Source organism: Streptomyces sp. BPTC-684, assembly GCF_030028635.1.
Taxonomy (GTDB): domain Bacteria; phylum Actinomycetota; class Actinomycetes; order Streptomycetales; family Streptomycetaceae; genus Streptomyces; species Streptomyces noboritoensis.
This window is the reverse complement of record NZ_CP124863.1, coordinates 5878959-5894078: the sequence shown is the minus strand read 5'-3', so window position 1 is coordinate 5894078 and position 15120 is coordinate 5878959. Positions and strand designations below refer to the sequence as shown.

The following is a 15120-nucleotide window of genomic DNA, read 5'->3' as shown; positions in this document are numbered from 1 at the left end:
GTGCGGGCTCGCTGTTGACCGCTCGTACCCGTCCACACCGAATCACTGGAGGTGCGGCCCGATGGCTCGCCGACTCCGTCCCGTGGAGCTCGACTTCGTCGAGACCGCGCCGCTGCGCCTGGTCTTCGCCGCCGAGGCGGCCGCGCCGGCGGACGCCCTCTACCGCGCGCTCGCCGTCGAGACCGAGACCTGGCCCGAGTGGTTCGCGGCCGTGACGCACTCGCGGGCCACCGACGGCGGCCGGGAGGTCCGGCTGAGGGGCGGCACCCGGTTCGAGGAGACGGTGATGGCCGCCGAGCCCTCCGCGCGCTACGCCTACCGGGTCGACGTCACCAACGCCCCCGGCCCGCACGCCCTGTTGGAGGAGTGGCGGCTCACCCCGACGGCCGAGGGCACCCGGGTGCAGTGGACCTTCGCCGCCGCGGGCGGCGCACCCTTCCGGTTCGCGCTGCGGATGGGCCGGCCGGGCCTGGGCCGGGCGTTCCGCGACGCGGTGACGGCGCTCGACCGGCGGCTGGCCGCGCCGGGCGGCGGCCCGAGGGCGGCGGACTCGTAGATCCGGGCCACCTGGCACCCGAGCCCGAGCCACCCGCGCCTTCCGGCCCGACTGGCCGCTTCCAGCCGCACGGCCTCCCGCCGACCGTCCTACTCCGGCCACACTCCATTGGCCAGGAACGCGTCGATCGCCGCCGTGTACGGCGCGATGTCCAGGCCCTGTTCGGCCAGCCAGGCGTCGGAGTAGTACTTGTCGAGGTAGCGGTCGCCCGGGTCGCAGAGCAGGGTGACGACGCTGCCGGTGCGCCCGGCGGCCACCATCTCGGAGATGATCTTCAGGGCGGACCACAGGCCGGTGCCGGTGGAGCCGCCCGCCTTGCGGCCGATGGCCGCTTCGAGGGCGCGCACGGCCGCGACGCTCGCCGCGTCCGGGACCTTCATCATCCGGTCGATGGCGCCGGGCAGGAAGCTCGGCTCCATCCGGGGCCGCCCGATGCCCTCGATGCGCGAGCCGCAGTCGCTGGTCGCGAGCGCGTCGCCGCGGGTCCAGCCGTCGAAGAAGCAGGAGTTCTCCGGGTCCGGGACGCAGATGCGCGTGTCGTACTGCATGTAGTGCACATAGCGGGCGATGGTCGCCGAGGTGCCGCCGGTGCCCGCGGTGGCCACGATCCAGGCGGGCTCCGGGTAGCGCTCCAGCTTCAGCTGCTGGTAAATCGATTCGGCGATGTTGTTGTTGCCGCGCCAGTCGGTGGCCCGCTCCGCGTACGTGAACTGGTCCATGTAGTGGCCGCCGGTCTCGGCGGCGAGCGCGGCCGACTCCTCGTACATCTTCATCGAGTCGTCCACGAAGTGGCACTGGCCGCCGTGGAATTCGATCAGGCGGCACTTCTCGGGGCTGGTGGTGCGGGGCATGACGGCGATGAACGGCACACCGATGAGCTTGGCGAAGTACGCCTCGGAGACGGCGGTCGAACCGCTGGAGGCCTCGATGACCGGCTTGCCGGGGCGGATCCAGCCGTTGCACAGCCCGTACAGGAAGAGCGAGCGGGCGAGCCGGTGCTTGAGGCTGCCGGTGGGGTGGGTGGACTCGTCCTTGAGGTACAGGTCTATGCCCCACCGCTCGGGCAGCGGGAAACGCAGCAGATGCGTGTCGGCGGAGCGGTTGGCGTCGGCCTGGACCTTGCGCACGGCGTCCTTGAGCCACGCCCGGTAGGCCGCGTCGCTGCGGTCCACGTCGATGGTCTCCATGCCACTCCTCCATGTCTCGGGTGCCCCGGGGACGAGGGCGCCCGGGCGGGAAACGTCGTGAAGCGGGTCGCCGAAATCGGCTGGAAAAGCACCGCTCCCTCACTTGACAATACCGCCCTCACCTGCACAAACATTCCCTTTGAGGATCCATAGGGGTGGCTTGTGGGACGCCGGTGAAGCGGCGTACGGCGGCGGGTGACGGCCGATCCTCCGCGCGCCCTGGTGCGTACGGCCATCGTTGTGCAGACTGCCCAGCAGGAACGGTACGAAGGGGGCACAGCGGCCATGACCGAGCCCGAGTTCAGCGCCAGGGGCGTACGGATCGAACGGTGGACGCGTTCGCTGACCAGGGCGGGACAAGTCCTGATCAAGGACGGTCGGCTCGCCCTGCTCACCAGCAGCGGGCGGGAGATCGACAGCGCGCCGCTGCGCGCGGTGAGCGCGGGCAAGCCGCTGCTGCCGTGGGCCGCCAAGGCCGACCGGACCGTGGCCAAGCTCAACGGCCACCGCTACCGGCTGACCATGGGCCAGCAGGCCGGCAGGCCGCGCGGGGCGGAGCTCGCCCAGCGCTTCCTTCAGGCGGTGCGCCCGGCGGGTGAACCGCGCGGCTGAGGGGGCTGGTGGGGCGCGAGTTGCGGAGCGCCGACCCCTGCGCCACCCTGGTCTCACATCACTGAGGGTTTACCGGCGGTCACGCTGCGATCCAGCCCGCCGGACCAGAAAGCTTCTTCCGGACCTCAATCGGGGAGTCGCAGCCGTGATCAGCCAGTCGAGCAGACATTGCACGGTGGAGCTCCAAGCCCTGCCGTCGCGGATCGGGCAAGTCCGCAGAATCGTTTCAGCGCAGTTGCGTTACTGGCATCTCGATCCTCTGATAGACGAGGCGGCGCTCGGCGTCACCGAGTTGCTGACCAACGTCCACCGGCACGCCCAGCCGGACAAGACCTGCACCGTGGAGATCGAGCTGTTGCGCGACCGGCTCACGGTGTCCGTCCACGACCACGACCCCCGGATGCCCACGGTGCGCAGCGCCGACCCCTTCGCCACCACCGGCCGCGGACTCGCGATGATCGCGGCGGTCAGCGAGAGCTGGGGGGTGCGCCCGCTGGGCGCCTCGGGCAAGACCGTGTGGTTCACGCTCCCCGCACCGCCGCCCGCGGTCGGTCTGCCGACCCGCCCGGCTTACGGGACGAAACCGGCCGCCCCCAAGGCGACCGGTCCCTGCCTGCACAAACGGCCCGCCCTGGTGCGTGCCGAGGGCCGGGGAGGCCATCCGCGCACTCCCGCCCGGCTGCCCGCGGTGGGCTGACCGGGCGGGATCCGCGAGCCGGGCGGAAGTCACAGACCGTGGCCGCTCACTCTGTCGCGATCGCCCGCAGTACGTCGAGCCGGGCCGCGCGGCGGGCCGGGCGCCAGCCGGCCAGGGCGCCCGCGAGCAGCCCCACCAGCGTCACGACCGCCAGCTGTACGGGCGGCAGGGCGAACGCGCCGGTCCCGTCCGCGTCGGAGGCCCGCACCAGGACCCAGCCTAGGAACGCGCCGAGCCCCAGGCCGCCCGCCGTGCCGAAGGCCGCGACCAGGACCGACTCCCAGCGGACCATGGCGCGCAGCTGCGCCCTGGTCTGGCCGACCGCCCGCAGCAGCCCGAGTTCCCGGGTCCGCTCGTGCACGGCCAGCGTCAGCGTGTTGGCGATGCCGAGCAGCGCGATGACGACGGCGAGCGCGAGGAGCGCGTAGACGAGGGTGAGCATCATGTCGATGCCGCTCGCCGACGACTTCGCGTACTCGTCGCGGGTCTGGACGTTCGGGTTCCCGTACGCGGCGGCCGTCTTCTCGACCGCCTTCTTGCCGTCGGCGACGGACACGCCGTCCTTGAAGGAGACCGCGACCAGCGAGTCGGACTCCTGCGCCCTGTGCGGCGCCCACGCCTCGCGGGTGAGCAGGTAGTCGCCCGCCAGGTCCTTGTCGGCGTACACCGCCCGTACGGTGAAGGTCCGCTCGCTCCCGTCGGTGAAGGCGAGACGGGTGGTCGAGCCGGGCCGCCAGTGGTGTTTGTCGGCCTCGTTCGCGGAGACCGCGAGGCCGTCGGAGCCCAGGCCCGCCAGCGAGCCTTCGACCTTGCCGAGGTCGAGCAGGCCGGAGAGGGCCACGGGGTCGGTGACGGTGACGTTCCGGCCGCCGCCGTCGACGTCCGCGACGCCCTTGCCGAGCCCCACGGCGGCCTCGACCTGCGGCAACCGGGCCACGGCGGGGGCCAGTCGGGGGCTGATGCCGCTGCCGCCCGCGCCGAACTGCCGGGCGCCGATGGCCACATCGCCCGCGAACGAGCGGGACACGGTCTGGTCCATCGTCGCCTTCAGGGAGGCGCCGAAGACGGTGAACAGCGACACCACGGCGACGCCGATCATCAGCGCGGTGGCGGTGGCCGCGGTGCGCCGGGGGCTGCGCAGCGCGTTGCGCCGGGCCAGGGCTCCGGTCACGCCGCGCAGCCGGTCGAGCGGCGCGCCCAGGATCCGTACGGCGTACGAGGACGCCACCGGACCGAGGACCACGAACGCGGCGACGGTGAGCAGCGCCCCGGCCCCGGCGAGCAGCAGACCGGGGCCCGCGAGCACCCCGGCGACGGTCACCCCGACGCCGACGGGCAACAGGGCCCCGCCCACCAGCTTGCGGGTGCGGGAGGCGCCCGACTGGTCGACGGCGCTCTCGCGCAGCGCGGCGAGCGGCGCGGTCCGGCCCGCCCGCAGCGCGGGCAGCAGCGCCGAGCCGAGGCAGACGAGCACGCCCACGGCGACCGGCAGTGCGACGGAGAGCCCGCTGATCACCAAGTCGCCCCCGGGGAACGGGAATCCGATGGCCGGGAAGAGCGCCTGGAGGCCCGCCGCGATGCCGATGCCCGCGAGGACTCCCGCCGCCGACGCGGCGAGCGCGACGACCGCGGCCTCGGCGAGGGTGGCCGCGCTGACCTGCCGGCGCGAGGCGCCGAGCGCGCGCAGCAGCGCGTTCTCACGGGTGCGCTGGGCGACGACGATCGCGAAGGTGTTGTGGATCGAGAAGGTGGCGACGAGCAGCGCGATGCCGGAGAACACCAGAAGCAGGGCGGTGAAGAGGTCGAGGAAGAGTCCGGCGATCATGTCGAGGCTCTCGGCGGACGCCGCCTCGCCCGTGATGGCCTCCACTCCCTTCGGGAGTACGGGAGTCAGCTCGTCGACGAGTTGCTGCTGGCTCACGCCGGGACCGGCCCGTACGGAGATGGAGGAGGCCTCCCCGGGCTTGGGCGCCAGGTACTTCTCGGCGTCGGCGAGGGTGAGCCCGGCGAAGGTGACCTGGCCCATCCCGCCCTCGCCGCCGAAGGTGGCGATGCCGACGATCCGGACCGGTACGGGGTCGGGCACGCGCAGCACGGTCGTGTCGCCGAGCTTGAGGCCGCCCTTGTCGGCGGCGCCCCGGTTGACCACGACCTCGCCCGGCGCACTCGGGGCACGTCCCTGGGCGAGCCGGTACGGGTTGAGCTCCGGGTCGGTGATCCAGTTGCCCGCCCGGGTGGGCGGACCCTGGCCGCCGATCGGCTTGCCGTCGGCGCCGACGAGCTGGCCGGAGCCCTGGAGGTCGGGGACGGCGGCGGCGACGCCCGGGGTGCCGGACAGCCGGGTGGCGAGCGCGGTGGGCACGGGCTGCCGGGTGCCCTGGCCCTCGCCCGCCACGGTGACCACGTTCGTACTGCGGACCACCGCGTCCGTACCCGCGTTGGCGTCCGCGAAGAGCGTGTCGAAACTGGCGCGCAGGGTGTCGCCCATGACGAGGGTGCCGGCGAGGAAGGCGACGCCGAGCAGGACGGCGACGAAGGTCCCGGCGAAGCGGCGCTTGTGGGAGCGCAGCGAGGTGCGGCTGAGGCGCAGTACGGCGTTCATGATGTCGCCCCCGGCGCGTCGAAGGCCTTCAGCCGGTCGAGCACGCGCTCGGCGGTCGGGTCCGGCATCCGGTCGACGAGCCGTCCGTCGGCGAGGAAGAGCACCTCGTCGGCGTGGGCGGCGGCGACCGGGTCGTGGGTGACCATCACGACCGTGCGGGCGGTGCGGCGGACGGTGCTGCCGAGCAGGCGCAGCACCTCCTCGCCCGCGCGCGAGTCGAGGTTGCCGGTCGGCTCGTCGGCGAAGACGACGTCGGGGCGACCGGCGAACGCCCGGGCCACGGCGACGCGTTGCTGCTGGCCGCCGGAGAGTTCGGCGGGCCGGTGGTGCAGCCGGTCGCGCAGCCCGACGGTGTCGACGAGCGCGTCGATCCACTCGCGGTCGCCGCGCTGCCCCGCGAGATCGAGGGGCAGTGTGATGTTCTCGGCCACGGTGAGGGTCGGGAGCAGGTTGAAGGCCTGGAAGACGAAGCCGACGCGCTCGCGGCGCAGCAGGGTGAGCCCGCGGTCGTCGAGGCCGCTCAGCTCGGTGCCGCCGATGAAGGCGGAGCCCGAGGTGAGGGTGTCGAGCCCGGCGGCGCAGTGCATCAGGGTGGACTTGCCGGAGCCCGAGGGCCCCATGATCGCGGTGAAGCGGCCGGCCGGGAAGTCGACGCTCACCCCGTCCAGGGCCCTCACTTCGGTGTCGCCCGCGCCGTAGGTCTTCACGGCGTCGACGACGCGGGCGGCGGCGGTGGCGGTGGGCCGCAGTGCGGTGGTCATGCCGCACCGCCCTTGCGGCGGCCGAACTCCTCGTCCAGGACGGAGAGCCGGCGCCAGTACTCGTCCTCGTCGATCTCCCCGGCGGCGAAACGGCGGCCGAGCACGGCGAGCGGCGAGCGCTCGTCCAGCGAGGGGCGGTCGTCGTAGGACCGGGGGCCGCCGAAGGGCGGGCGCCAGGGGCCGCGCCGTCCGCGCCACACCGTGCGGCGCAGCAGGGTGACGACCGTGAAGATCACGGCTGCCCAGATCACCGGGAAGAACAGGATCCAGGGTCCGGGTCCGTCGTAGGCCAGGGTGTTCATCGTGCTCAGCTCCTCGGTCGGGGTTCTCTCGTGGTGCTTTCGAGACTCCCGCCGAGGGGTGGTCCGGGGCGTCGTACAGCCAGCGGCACTTGCCGTACCTCCCGGGGAGTAGATCGGACCGGCGCGGCTGCTCTCGCGTCTGTACCTACTAGTATGTATAGTACAGAGTCATGAGCACCTCCGAGCGTCTGATCGAGGCCACCCGGGAGCTGCTGTGGGAGCGGGGCTACGTCGGCACCAGCCCCAAGGCGATCCAGCAGCAGGCGGGCGCGGGCCAGGGCAGCATGTACCACCACTTCGCGGGCAAGCCGGACCTGGCGCTCGCCGCCATCCGGCGCACCGCCGAGGAGCTGCGCGCGAGCGCCGAGGCCTCCTTCGGGGGCGAGGGCACCGCGTACGAACGGATCCGCGGCTATCTGCTGCGCCGGCGCGAGGTCCTGCGCGGCTGCCCGGTGGGCCGGCTGACCATGGACCCGGACGTCATCGCCGGCGACGAGCTGCGCGCGCCCGTCACCGAGACGATCGACTGGCTGCGCGGTGAGCTCGCGCGGATCGTCCAAGAGGGCCTGGACGCGGGCGAGTTCACCGTTCCCCTGGTGCCGGAGGAGATCGCGGCGACGGTGGTCGCGACCGTCCAGGGCGGCTACGTCCTGGCCCGCGCGTCCGGCTCGCCCGCCGCCTTCGACGCGGGCGTCCGCGGCCTGCTCGCCCTGCTCGCGCCCCGCACCCCCTGACCGCCAACCATTCTTAGGGAACACCCATGCACGTCACCCGTCAGCGCCCCGCCAGTGTGCGGGGCCCGGCCGAGCACTTCACGGGCACGGTCTGGCTCGACGAGATCGCCACGCCCCCGTCCCCGTCCCGACTGCGGATGGTCAGCGTCCACTTCACCCCCGGCGCGCACACGGCCTGGCACCGCCACCCGCACGGCCAGGTCCTCCACGTGACCGAGGGCGAGGGCCTGGTGCAGCGCAGGGGCGGTCCCGTCGAGCCGATCCGGGCCGGTGACACCGTCTGGATCGAGCCGGACGAATGGCACTGGCACGGCGCCGGGCCGCACACGTTCATGACCCATCTCGCGGTCGTCGAGGCGGCGCGGGACGGCACCGCGGTCGACTGGGACCGCCATGTCGCCGCCGACGCCTACCCGTCGTCCACTTCCTGAGGAGTACGCCGTGCACGCCCTGCAGTACGAGATCACCCTGCCCGCCGACTACGACATGGACATCATCCGCACCCGCGTCGCCACCCGGGGCCATCTCCTGGACGACTTCCCCGGCCTCGGCCTCAAGGCGTATCTGATCCGCGAGCGCGACGCGGGCTCGCCGGTGAACGCCTACGCGCCCTTCTACCTCTGGAACACGCCCGAGGGCATGAACTCCTTCCTCTGGGGCCCGGGCTTCCAGGGCATCGTGGACGACTTCGGCCGCCCGGAGGTCCAGCACTGGATGGGGCTCTCCTACGAGGAGGGGACGGCGGCCGGGGCCGTGCCGGTCGCCGCGACGCGCGAGCGCCTCACGGTGCCGGAGGGCGTACGGCCCGCCGACTTCGTGGCCGAGCAGTTGGCGCGGGCGACCGGCCCGGGGACGGTGGCGAGCGCGCTGGCCGTCGACCCCCGCCGCTGGGAGCTGCTGCGCTTCACGCTCTGGGAGCAGGAGGCCCCGCAGGCGCCCGGCGACCGCTTCCGGGTGCTGCACCTGTCGGCGCCGGAGCGCGGCAAGCTGACCCGGGGACGGCACTGGTGACCGGGCTGCCCGTGGTCCGTACCGTGCTCGGCGATGTGCCCGCCGACCGGCTCGGCGTGGTGGACGCGCACGACCACCTCTTCATCCGCAGCCCGCTGCTGCCGGGCCAGGAGCTCGACGACGCCGGGGAGGCGGCCGCCCGGCTCCGCGCCTTCCGCGACCTCGGGGGCGGCACGGTGGTGCAGTGGACCCCGTACGGCATGGGCCGCCGGGCGGACCAACTGGCCGTGCTCTCAAGGGAGTCGGGCGTCCAGATCGTGGCCGCCACCGGTTTGCACCAGGCGGCCCACTACACGCCCGACCTGCTCGACTCCGTACGCGACTCGCTCGCCGAGCTGTTCGTGCGCGAGATCACGGAGGGGATCGAAGGGGGCGTCCGGGCCGGGCTGATCAAGGTCGCGGGCGGGTTCCACGGGCTCGACGCGCACGCCCGGCTGACGATGGGCGCGGCCGCCGAGGCCCATCGCCGTACGGGCGCGGCCGTCGCGGTGCACCTGGAGCTCGGGACCGGCGCCCTCGACGTGCTCGACCTGCTCTGCGGGGAGCTGGGGGTCGCGCCGGACCGGGTGGTCCTCGGCCACCTCAACCGCTCCCCCGACTTCGCCGCCCACCGCCAGGCCGCCGCCGAAGGCGCCTATCTGGGCTTCGACGGGCCGTCCCGGGCCAACCACGCCACCGACTGGCGGATGCCGGAGGCGCTGAAGGCACTCGCCGACGCCGGGTTCGCGGACCGGCTGCTGCTCGGCGGCGACACGGTGACCCCGGAAACCCCGGGCATGCCGTTCCTGCTGCGCCGGGTGCGGCCCGGGCTCGAACTCGCCCTGGGAGAGGAGCTGGTGGAGCGGATCCTGGTGGGGAATCCGCCGGGGGCGTTCGCGCTGCGCGCCCCGTAAGGGGCGCGGGGAACTGCGCGACCGGCCACGAACGGTCCGCGGGCCGACCGACCACACACGCAGCCGAGTGTCACCCAAGCGCCCGCAGAGGATCGTCCAGCACCGGCTGCCATGCCAACTCGGCCGCGCCGACCAGGCTGTTGTGGTCGAGCGAGCAGGCCAGGATCGGTACGCCGCCGCTGCGCCCCCACAGGCTGCGGTCGGCCACGACGGCCCGCAGCCGGTCGGGGTCGGCCTCCAGCAGGGCCTTGTGCAGTCCGCCGAGGATGATCCGGTCGGGGTTGAGGATGTTGACGAGCCCGGCGAGGCCCAGGCCCAGGCGGTCGATGAGCTCCTCCGCGGCCCCGCGCACGGACACGTCCTCGTACTCCGTGCGCAGCAGCTCGCGGGACTGCTCCAGGAGCGAGACCTCGGGGCCCGGGTCGCGGCCCGCCGCCACCAGGAAGGCGAGCGGGTCGGTCTCCACGTCGAGGCAGCCCCGGCCACCGCAGTAGCAGGGGCGGCCCTCGGGGCTGACGGTGAGGTGGCCGACCTCCAGGGCGAGGCCCGAACTCCCCGTGTGCAGACGGCCGTCGAGGACGAGCGCGCCGCCGACGCCCCGGTGGCCGGTGGCCACGCAGAGCAGGTGCTGCGCCCCGCGCCCGGCGCCGTGGCGGTGCTCGGCGAGGGCGGCGAGGTTGACGTCGTTGCCGGTGAAGGCGGGACCCTCGATGCCCGCGGCCCGTACCCGCTCGGCGAAGATCTCGCGCACCGGGGCGCCCGCGGGCCAGGCCAGGTGCAGCGGGTTCAGCGCGGTCCCGTCCGGTTCGGCGACGGCCGACGGCACGGCCAGGCCCGCGCCGACGCAGCGCAGCCCGGTGCCGCGCAGTAGTTCGGCGCCCGCGTCGACGACCTCGCCGAGCACCTGGGCCGGGTCGGCGGAGACGGTGACGCAGCCGGGTGCGGTGGCCACGGTCCGGCCGCCCAGGCCCACCAGTGCGGCGCGGAATCCGTCCGCGTGCACCTGGGCGGCGAGGGCGACGGGGCCCGAGTCGTTGACCGCGAGGCGGTGCGAGGGGCGGCCCTGGGAACCGGCGGCGGCGCCGGGGCGGGAGTCGACCTGGATGAGGCCGAGCGCTTCGAGTTCGGCGGCGACCGCTCCGGCGGTGGCCCGGGTGACGCCCAGCTCGGCGGTGAGGACGGCGCGGGTGGGCGCGCGGCCGGTGTGGACCAGTTCGAGCGCGGGGCCGAGTGCCCCACGGCCCCTGTCCAGCCTCGTCTTGGTGTGCGTCGCCTTGCCGTTCATGGGGGCGAGTCTCCCATGATCCAGGACGGAGGCATTCCCTCCGTCGGCGGCCACCGTTCACTCACCGCTCACCCGCCGGACGTCGCGCGGGCCGACGGCCGGGGGTTTACGGGTTGTCCGCAGGGGCCGCCGCCCCCTATTCTGAGTTTGTGCCGCTACTAAACAAAGTGCGGACGGCCCTGCCGGCGGGATCCGGCGCGCACACCACCGCGCCCTCCCTGCTCCGCCTCCGCACCGCTCTGACCGTGTTCTTCGCCCTCGACGGATTCCTCTTCGCCGGCTGGGTGGTCCGCATCCCGGCCATCAAGCAGCAGACCGGCGCCTCGGCCGGTGACCTCGGCCTCGCCCTGCTCGGCGTCTCGGCGGGCGCCGTGGTGACGATGGTGCTCACCGGCCGGCTCTGCCGGCGCTTCGGCAGCCACCCCGTGACCGTGGCCTGCGGCGCGCTGATGGCGCTGGCCATCGCCCTGCCCGCGCAGACCCGTTCGGCGCTCGCGCTGGGAGCGGTACTGCTGCTCTTCGGCGCCGCGTACGGCGGCATCAACGTGGCCATGAACAGCGCGGCCGTCGATCTGGTCGCCGCCCTGCGGCGCCCGGTGATGCCCAGCTTCCACGCCGCGTTCAGCCTCGGCGGGATGCTCGGTGCGGGCGTCGGCGCGCTGGTCGCGGGCGGCCTCTCCCCCACCGCGCACCTGCTCGCGCTGACCGGGTTCGGCCTGCTGGTGACCGCCCTCGCGGGGCCGGTTCTGCTCCGCCACCCCGCTCCGGCGCACACGGCGACCCCGCACGCCCAGGGGCGGCGCCTCGACGGCCGGGCCCGGCGCCTGGTGCTCCTGTTCGGCGTGATCGCGCTGTGCACGGCGTACGGGGAAGGGGCCATGGCCGACTGGGGCGCGCTCCACCTGGAGCAGGACCTCGACGCGGCACCCGGCGTCGCGGCCATCGGCTACTCCCTGTTCGCCCTGGCCATGACGGCCGGCCGGCTCAGCGGCACCTTCCTGCTCGAACGCCTGGGCCAGACGCGCGCACTGGTCGCGGGCGGCACGACGGCCACGGCCGGGATGCTGCTCGGCGCGCTCGCGCCGACGGTGTGGCTCGCGCTCACCGGTTTCGCGGTGATGGGCCTGGGCCTCGCCAACATCTTCCCGGTCGCGGTGGCCCGCGCGGGCGCACTGGCCGGACCCGGCGGGGTCGCCGCCGCGTCGACCCTGGGCTACGGCGGTATGCTCCTCGGCCCGCCCGCGATCGGCTTCCTGGCCCAGTGGTCCTCGCTGCCGGTCGCCCTGACGACGGTGGCCGCACTGTCGGCGGCGGCGGCCGTGATCGCGTACGGGTCGCGGCGGGCGACGGCGGGGGCGTGAACGGGCCGGGCGGAGCCGGGCCTGCGACGGCGGGGCCACCGACACGGTCGCCCCGCGCCGGGCAGACGTGCGGGCACCCCGCTGATCGGCCCGGTGCCCGCGCCATGACGGACGCACGCGTATCCGGTCGGCGCGGTGCTCGCAGAGACGTACCCACGCGCGCGTAGGCGTCGATGGTCGAGGTGCGGGTGTAGCCGACGTACCCAGTAGGCACGCGTCCATGGACAGGATCACCACCCCGCCCCCACCGCTGGCAGAATCCCGGCATGGACACCGCTGAACTCATCAACGCCCTCGACCGCGAGGGCCGGTTGCTGGCCGAGGCCGCCGGCGCGGCGGGCCCCGACGCCCCCGTGCCGACCTGCCCCGACTGGCAGGTACGGGATCTGCTGCGGCACACCGGGACGGTGCACCGCTGGGCGACCGCGTACATCACCGAGGGCCACACCGCCTTCCACCCCAGCGGCGAGGAGCCCGACCTGGACGGTGACGAGCTCCTCGACTGGTTCCGCGAGGGCCACCGCGCGCTCGTCGGCGCGCTCACCGGCGCGCCCAAGGACCTGGAGTGCTGGCACTTCCTGCCCGCGGCATCCCCGCTGGCGTTCTGGGCCCGCCGCCAGGCGCACGAGACGGCGGTCCACCGGGTGGACGCCGAGTCGGCCCGGGGCGGCGACGCCACCGCGCCGGAGCCGGAGTTCGCCGTCGACGGCATCGACGAGCTGCTCCGCGCCTTCCACGCCCGGGAGCAGAGCCGGGTACGGACGCCGACGCCGCGCACCCTTCGCGCACGGGCGACGGACACGGACGCGGTGTGGACCGTCCACCTGTCGGACGGGGTACCGCGCACGGTCCGGGACGACGACGGGCCCGCCGACTGCGAGCTGAGCGGCACCGCGCACGAGCTGTATCTGACGCTGTGGAACCGTCGGCCGCTCTCGTCCGTTGCCCTTGCGGGCGACTCGTCGCTCGCCGAGCTGTGGCGGGCGAACTCGGCCATCACCTGGAGCTAGCCCCGGCACGGTCGGCACGGGTCACGGCACACGAGGCCGTGACCCGTGCCGCGTACGGCAGACGTTACGAGGGCCGGTCCGCCAGCATCCGGGAGAGCACCGCGCGTTGCAGCGGCCGCACCTCCGCGTGGCGCGCCCGGCCCTTGTCCGTGATCATGACCCGGACGCCCCGCCGGTCCTCGCTGCACATCCCGCGGGTGACCAAGGCGTCCTTCTCCAGCCTGCCGATCAGGCGGGAGAGCGCGCTCTGGCTCAGATGGACGCGCGAGGCGAGCTCCTGGACGCGGTACGCCGTACCGCCGTCCTCCGCACGCCCCTCCACGAGCACGTCGAGCACCTCGAAGTCGCTCGCTCCGATGCCGTACTGATGCAGCTCGCGATCGAGCTCGCACGTCGTGCGCGCATGCACCGCGAGGATGCCGCGCCACTCGTCCACGAGCATCCGCTCGGACTTCTTGGCCGCCATGTCCGCACGTTAGCAGAGAAGACGCTCTTTGTTGCACCGTAATTAAATGCACTTGCACTCGATGCATGTGCATGTAGTCTGCTCCGCATGACCTCTCCGCTCAACGTCCCGTCCAGCCAAGAGCGTTGGAGCCCCCGACTGTGGGGCACGCTGCTGGTGCTCTGCGCCGCGATGTTCCTCGACGCCCTTGACGTCTCCATGGTCGGCGTCGCCCTGCCCTCGATCGCGACCGATCTGGACCTCACCACCTCGACGCTCCAGTGGATCGTCAGCGGCTACATCCTGGGCTACGGCGGCCTGCTGCTCCTCGGCGGCCGCGCGGCCGACCTGATGGGCCGCCGCCAGGTGTTCCTCATCGCACTGGGCGTCTTCGCGCTGGCCTCGCTGCTCGGCGGGCTCGTCGACTCGGGGCCGCTGCTGATCGCCAGCCGGTTCATCAAGGGCCTCAGCGCCGCGTTCACCGCGCCCGCCGGCCTGTCGATCATCACCACGACCTTCAAGGAGGGCCCGCAGCGCAACCGCGCGCTCTCCATCTACACCACCTGCGCCGCCACCGGCTTCTCCATGGGCCTGGTCCTGTCCGGTCTGCTCACCGAGCTGAGCTGGCGCTGGACCATGCTGCTCCCGGCGCCGGTCGCCCTGATCGCCCTGGTCGCGGGCCTCAAGCTCATCCCGCACAGCGACCGCCCGGAGGGCAAGCGCCACTACGACGTGCCCGGCGCCATCACCGGCACCGGCTCGATGCTGCTCCTCGTCTACACCGTCGTCCAGGCACCCGAGGCCGGCTGGGCCTCCGCCCGTACGCTGCTGTCCTTCCTCGCCGTCGCCGTCCTGCTCACCCTGTTCGTACGGATCGAGCAGCGCACCGCGAGCCCGCTCATCCGCCTCGGCGTGCTCCGCTCCGGCACCCAGGTCCGCACCCAGCTGGGCGCCGCCGCCTTCTTCGGCTCGTACGTCGGCTTCCAGTTCATGGTCACCCAGTACATGCAGTCGGTGCTCGAATGGACCGCGCTCCAGACCGCGCTGGCGTTCCTGCCCGCCGGTGTGCTCGTCGCCCTCTCCTCGACGATGATCGGGCCGGTCGTCGACCGCTTCGGCACCCCGCGCATCATCGCCATCGGCTTCGCGGCCCTGGTGCTCGCGTACGCCCTGTTCCTGCGCATCAGCCTCACCCCGCAGTACGCCGCGGTGATCCTGCCGTCGATGCTGCTGCTCGGCGCGGCCTGCGCGCTGGTCTTCCCCTCGCTCAACATCCAGGCCACCGCCGGTGTGGACGACAACGAGCAGGGCATGGTCTCGGGTCTGCTCAACACCTCGATCCAGGTGGGCGGCGCGATCTTCCTGGCCGTGGTGACGGCCGTGATCACCGCGGGCGACCGGGGCGACTCCCCGCAGGACCTGCTCGACAGCTTCCGGCCGGGGCTGATCGTGGTGACGGGCATCGCGCTCGCCGGTCTCCTCATCACCCTGACCGGGCTGCGCACCAGGACCGACCGGCAGACGCTGGTCGTCGCGGGATCGGCCCAGGACGCGGCCGCCGCACCGGAGCCCGCGAAGGTCGCCGTCCGCGACTGACGCCGCCACGGGGGAGGGTGCGGCCGACGGGTGCTTCTTGCCCGTCGGCCGCATCTGTGCGGAGACTG

General features: G+C 73.6%; 16 protein-coding genes. 10 read left to right on the top strand and 6 right to left on the bottom strand.

Annotated elements, in window-relative coordinates; all coding sequences use genetic code 11:
* The first annotated feature begins 61 nt into the window (after positions 1–61).
* Positions 62–556 (top strand): SRPBCC family protein, encoded by a 495-nt coding sequence (locus QIY60_RS26255; RefSeq protein ID WP_283144643.1) that lies wholly within the window; start codon positions 62–64, stop codon positions 554–556.
* A gap of 89 nt (positions 557–645) precedes the next feature.
* Here QIY60_RS26255 and QIY60_RS26250 read toward each other — a convergent pair whose 3' ends face one another.
* The gene (locus tag QIY60_RS26250) at positions 646–1743 is read right to left on the bottom strand and encodes a PLP-dependent cysteine synthase family protein (RefSeq protein WP_283144642.1); all 1098 of its coding nucleotides are present in this window, start codon (positions 1741–1743) and stop codon (positions 646–648) included.
* Positions 1744–2028: 285 nt separating this feature from the next.
* Here QIY60_RS26250 and QIY60_RS26245 point away from each other — a divergent pair, with 285 nt between their 5' ends.
* Together QIY60_RS26245 and QIY60_RS26240 are read left to right on the top strand one after the other, a co-directional pair.
* Positions 2029–2355 carry a hypothetical protein gene (locus QIY60_RS26245; RefSeq protein WP_283144641.1) on the top strand — a complete coding sequence of 109 codons (327 nt, stop codon included), beginning with the start codon at positions 2029–2031 and terminating at the stop codon, positions 2353–2355.
* A 145-nt stretch (positions 2356–2500) separates the two neighbouring features.
* Positions 2501–3052, top strand: coding sequence for an ATP-binding protein (locus QIY60_RS26240; protein ID WP_283144640.1), 552 nt, complete (start codon positions 2501–2503; stop codon positions 3050–3052).
* A 46-nt stretch (positions 3053–3098) separates the two neighbouring features.
* Here the strand turns inward: QIY60_RS26240 and QIY60_RS26235 are convergent, their stop codons facing one another.
* Genes QIY60_RS26235 through QIY60_RS26225 form a run of 3 tightly spaced genes read right to left on the bottom strand, consistent with a single transcriptional unit; the run spans position 3099 to position 6717 of the window.
* Complete coding sequence (locus tag QIY60_RS26235) at positions 3099–5654, bottom strand: ABC transporter permease (protein ID WP_283144639.1); 2556 nt, start codon at positions 5652–5654, stop codon at positions 3099–3101.
* Positions 5651–6415, bottom strand: a complete 765-nt coding sequence (locus tag QIY60_RS26230; protein WP_283144638.1) for an ABC transporter ATP-binding protein — start codon at positions 6413–6415, stop codon at positions 5651–5653. The genes QIY60_RS26235 and QIY60_RS26230 overlap by 4 nt, the downstream gene beginning before the upstream one ends.
* The gene (locus QIY60_RS26225) at positions 6412–6717 is read right to left on the bottom strand and encodes an SHOCT domain-containing protein (protein WP_283144637.1); all 306 of its coding nucleotides are present in this window, start codon (positions 6715–6717) and stop codon (positions 6412–6414) included. The genes QIY60_RS26230 and QIY60_RS26225 overlap by 4 nt, the downstream gene beginning before the upstream one ends.
* A gap of 170 nt (positions 6718–6887) precedes the next feature.
* Here QIY60_RS26225 and QIY60_RS26220 point away from each other — a divergent pair, with 170 nt between their 5' ends.
* The 4 genes from QIY60_RS26220 to QIY60_RS26205 are packed head-to-tail and all read left to right on the top strand — an operon-like array spanning position 6888 to position 9355.
* Complete coding sequence (locus QIY60_RS26220; RefSeq protein WP_283144636.1) at positions 6888–7451, top strand: TetR/AcrR family transcriptional regulator; 564 nt, start codon at positions 6888–6890, stop codon at positions 7449–7451.
* Between the two features lie 26 nt (positions 7452–7477).
* Positions 7478–7882: a cupin domain-containing protein gene (locus QIY60_RS26215; RefSeq protein WP_283144635.1), complete on the top strand. Its 405-nt coding sequence runs from the start codon at positions 7478–7480 to the stop codon at positions 7880–7882.
* 10 nt (positions 7883–7892) lie between these two features.
* Entirely contained in the window at positions 7893–8462 is a 570-nt protein-coding gene (locus tag QIY60_RS26210; protein ID WP_283144634.1) for a DUF4865 family protein, read from the top strand.
* Between the two features lie 5 nt (positions 8463–8467).
* Complete coding sequence (locus QIY60_RS26205) at positions 8468–9355, top strand: phosphotriesterase (RefSeq protein ID WP_283146075.1); 888 nt, start codon at positions 8468–8470, stop codon at positions 9353–9355.
* Positions 9356–9425: 70 nt separating this feature from the next.
* Here the strand turns inward: QIY60_RS26205 and QIY60_RS26200 are convergent, their stop codons facing one another.
* Positions 9426–10640 (bottom strand): ROK family protein, encoded by a 1215-nt coding sequence (locus QIY60_RS26200; protein ID WP_283144633.1) that lies wholly within the window; start codon positions 10638–10640, stop codon positions 9426–9428.
* Between the two features lie 149 nt (positions 10641–10789).
* On the opposite strand from QIY60_RS26200, the gene QIY60_RS26195 reads away from it, so the two are divergent.
* Positions 10790–12001, top strand: a complete 1212-nt coding sequence (locus tag QIY60_RS26195; protein WP_283144632.1) for an MFS transporter — start codon at positions 10790–10792, stop codon at positions 11999–12001.
* Positions 12002–12267: 266 nt separating this feature from the next.
* Positions 12268–13011 (top strand): maleylpyruvate isomerase family mycothiol-dependent enzyme, encoded by a 744-nt coding sequence (locus tag QIY60_RS26190; RefSeq protein WP_283144631.1) that lies wholly within the window; start codon positions 12268–12270, stop codon positions 13009–13011.
* Positions 13012–13075: 64 nt separating this feature from the next.
* Here QIY60_RS26190 and QIY60_RS26185 read toward each other — a convergent pair whose 3' ends face one another.
* Positions 13076–13477, bottom strand: a complete 402-nt coding sequence (locus QIY60_RS26185; protein WP_283144630.1) for a MarR family transcriptional regulator — start codon at positions 13475–13477, stop codon at positions 13076–13078.
* 87 nt (positions 13478–13564) lie between these two features.
* Here QIY60_RS26185 and QIY60_RS26180 point away from each other — a divergent pair, with 87 nt between their 5' ends.
* Positions 13565–15052 (top strand): MFS transporter, encoded by a 1488-nt coding sequence (locus tag QIY60_RS26180; RefSeq protein ID WP_283144629.1) that lies wholly within the window; start codon positions 13565–13567, stop codon positions 15050–15052.
* Positions 15053–15120: the final 68 nt, after the last annotated feature.

Coding starts and splice junctions, on each gene's coding strand:
- QIY60_RS26255 (WP_283144643.1), top strand. CDS start 62: ATGGCTCGCCGACTCCGTCCCGTGGAGCTCGACTTCGTCGAGACCGCG.
- QIY60_RS26250 (WP_283144642.1), bottom strand. CDS start 1,743: ATGGAGACCATCGACGTGGACCGCAGCGACGCGGCCTACCGGGCGTGG.
- QIY60_RS26245 (WP_283144641.1), top strand. CDS start 2,029: ATGACCGAGCCCGAGTTCAGCGCCAGGGGCGTACGGATCGAACGGTGG.
- QIY60_RS26235 (WP_283144639.1), bottom strand. CDS start 5,654: ATGAACGCCGTACTGCGCCTCAGCCGCACCTCGCTGCGCTCCCACAAG.
- QIY60_RS26230 (WP_283144638.1), bottom strand. CDS start 6,415: ATGACCACCGCACTGCGGCCCACCGCCACCGCCGCCGCCCGCGTCGTC.
- QIY60_RS26225 (WP_283144637.1), bottom strand. CDS start 6,717: ATGAACACCCTGGCCTACGACGGACCCGGACCCTGGATCCTGTTCTTC.
- QIY60_RS26220 (WP_283144636.1), top strand. CDS start 6,888: ATGAGCACCTCCGAGCGTCTGATCGAGGCCACCCGGGAGCTGCTGTGG.
- QIY60_RS26215 (WP_283144635.1), top strand. CDS start 7,478: ATGCACGTCACCCGTCAGCGCCCCGCCAGTGTGCGGGGCCCGGCCGAG.
- QIY60_RS26200 (WP_283144633.1), bottom strand. CDS start 10,640: ATGAACGGCAAGGCGACGCACACCAAGACGAGGCTGGACAGGGGCCGT.
- QIY60_RS26190 (WP_283144631.1), top strand. CDS start 12,268: ATGGACACCGCTGAACTCATCAACGCCCTCGACCGCGAGGGCCGGTTG.
- QIY60_RS26185 (WP_283144630.1), bottom strand. CDS start 13,477: ATGGCGGCCAAGAAGTCCGAGCGGATGCTCGTGGACGAGTGGCGCGGC.
- QIY60_RS26180 (WP_283144629.1), top strand. CDS start 13,565: ATGACCTCTCCGCTCAACGTCCCGTCCAGCCAAGAGCGTTGGAGCCCC.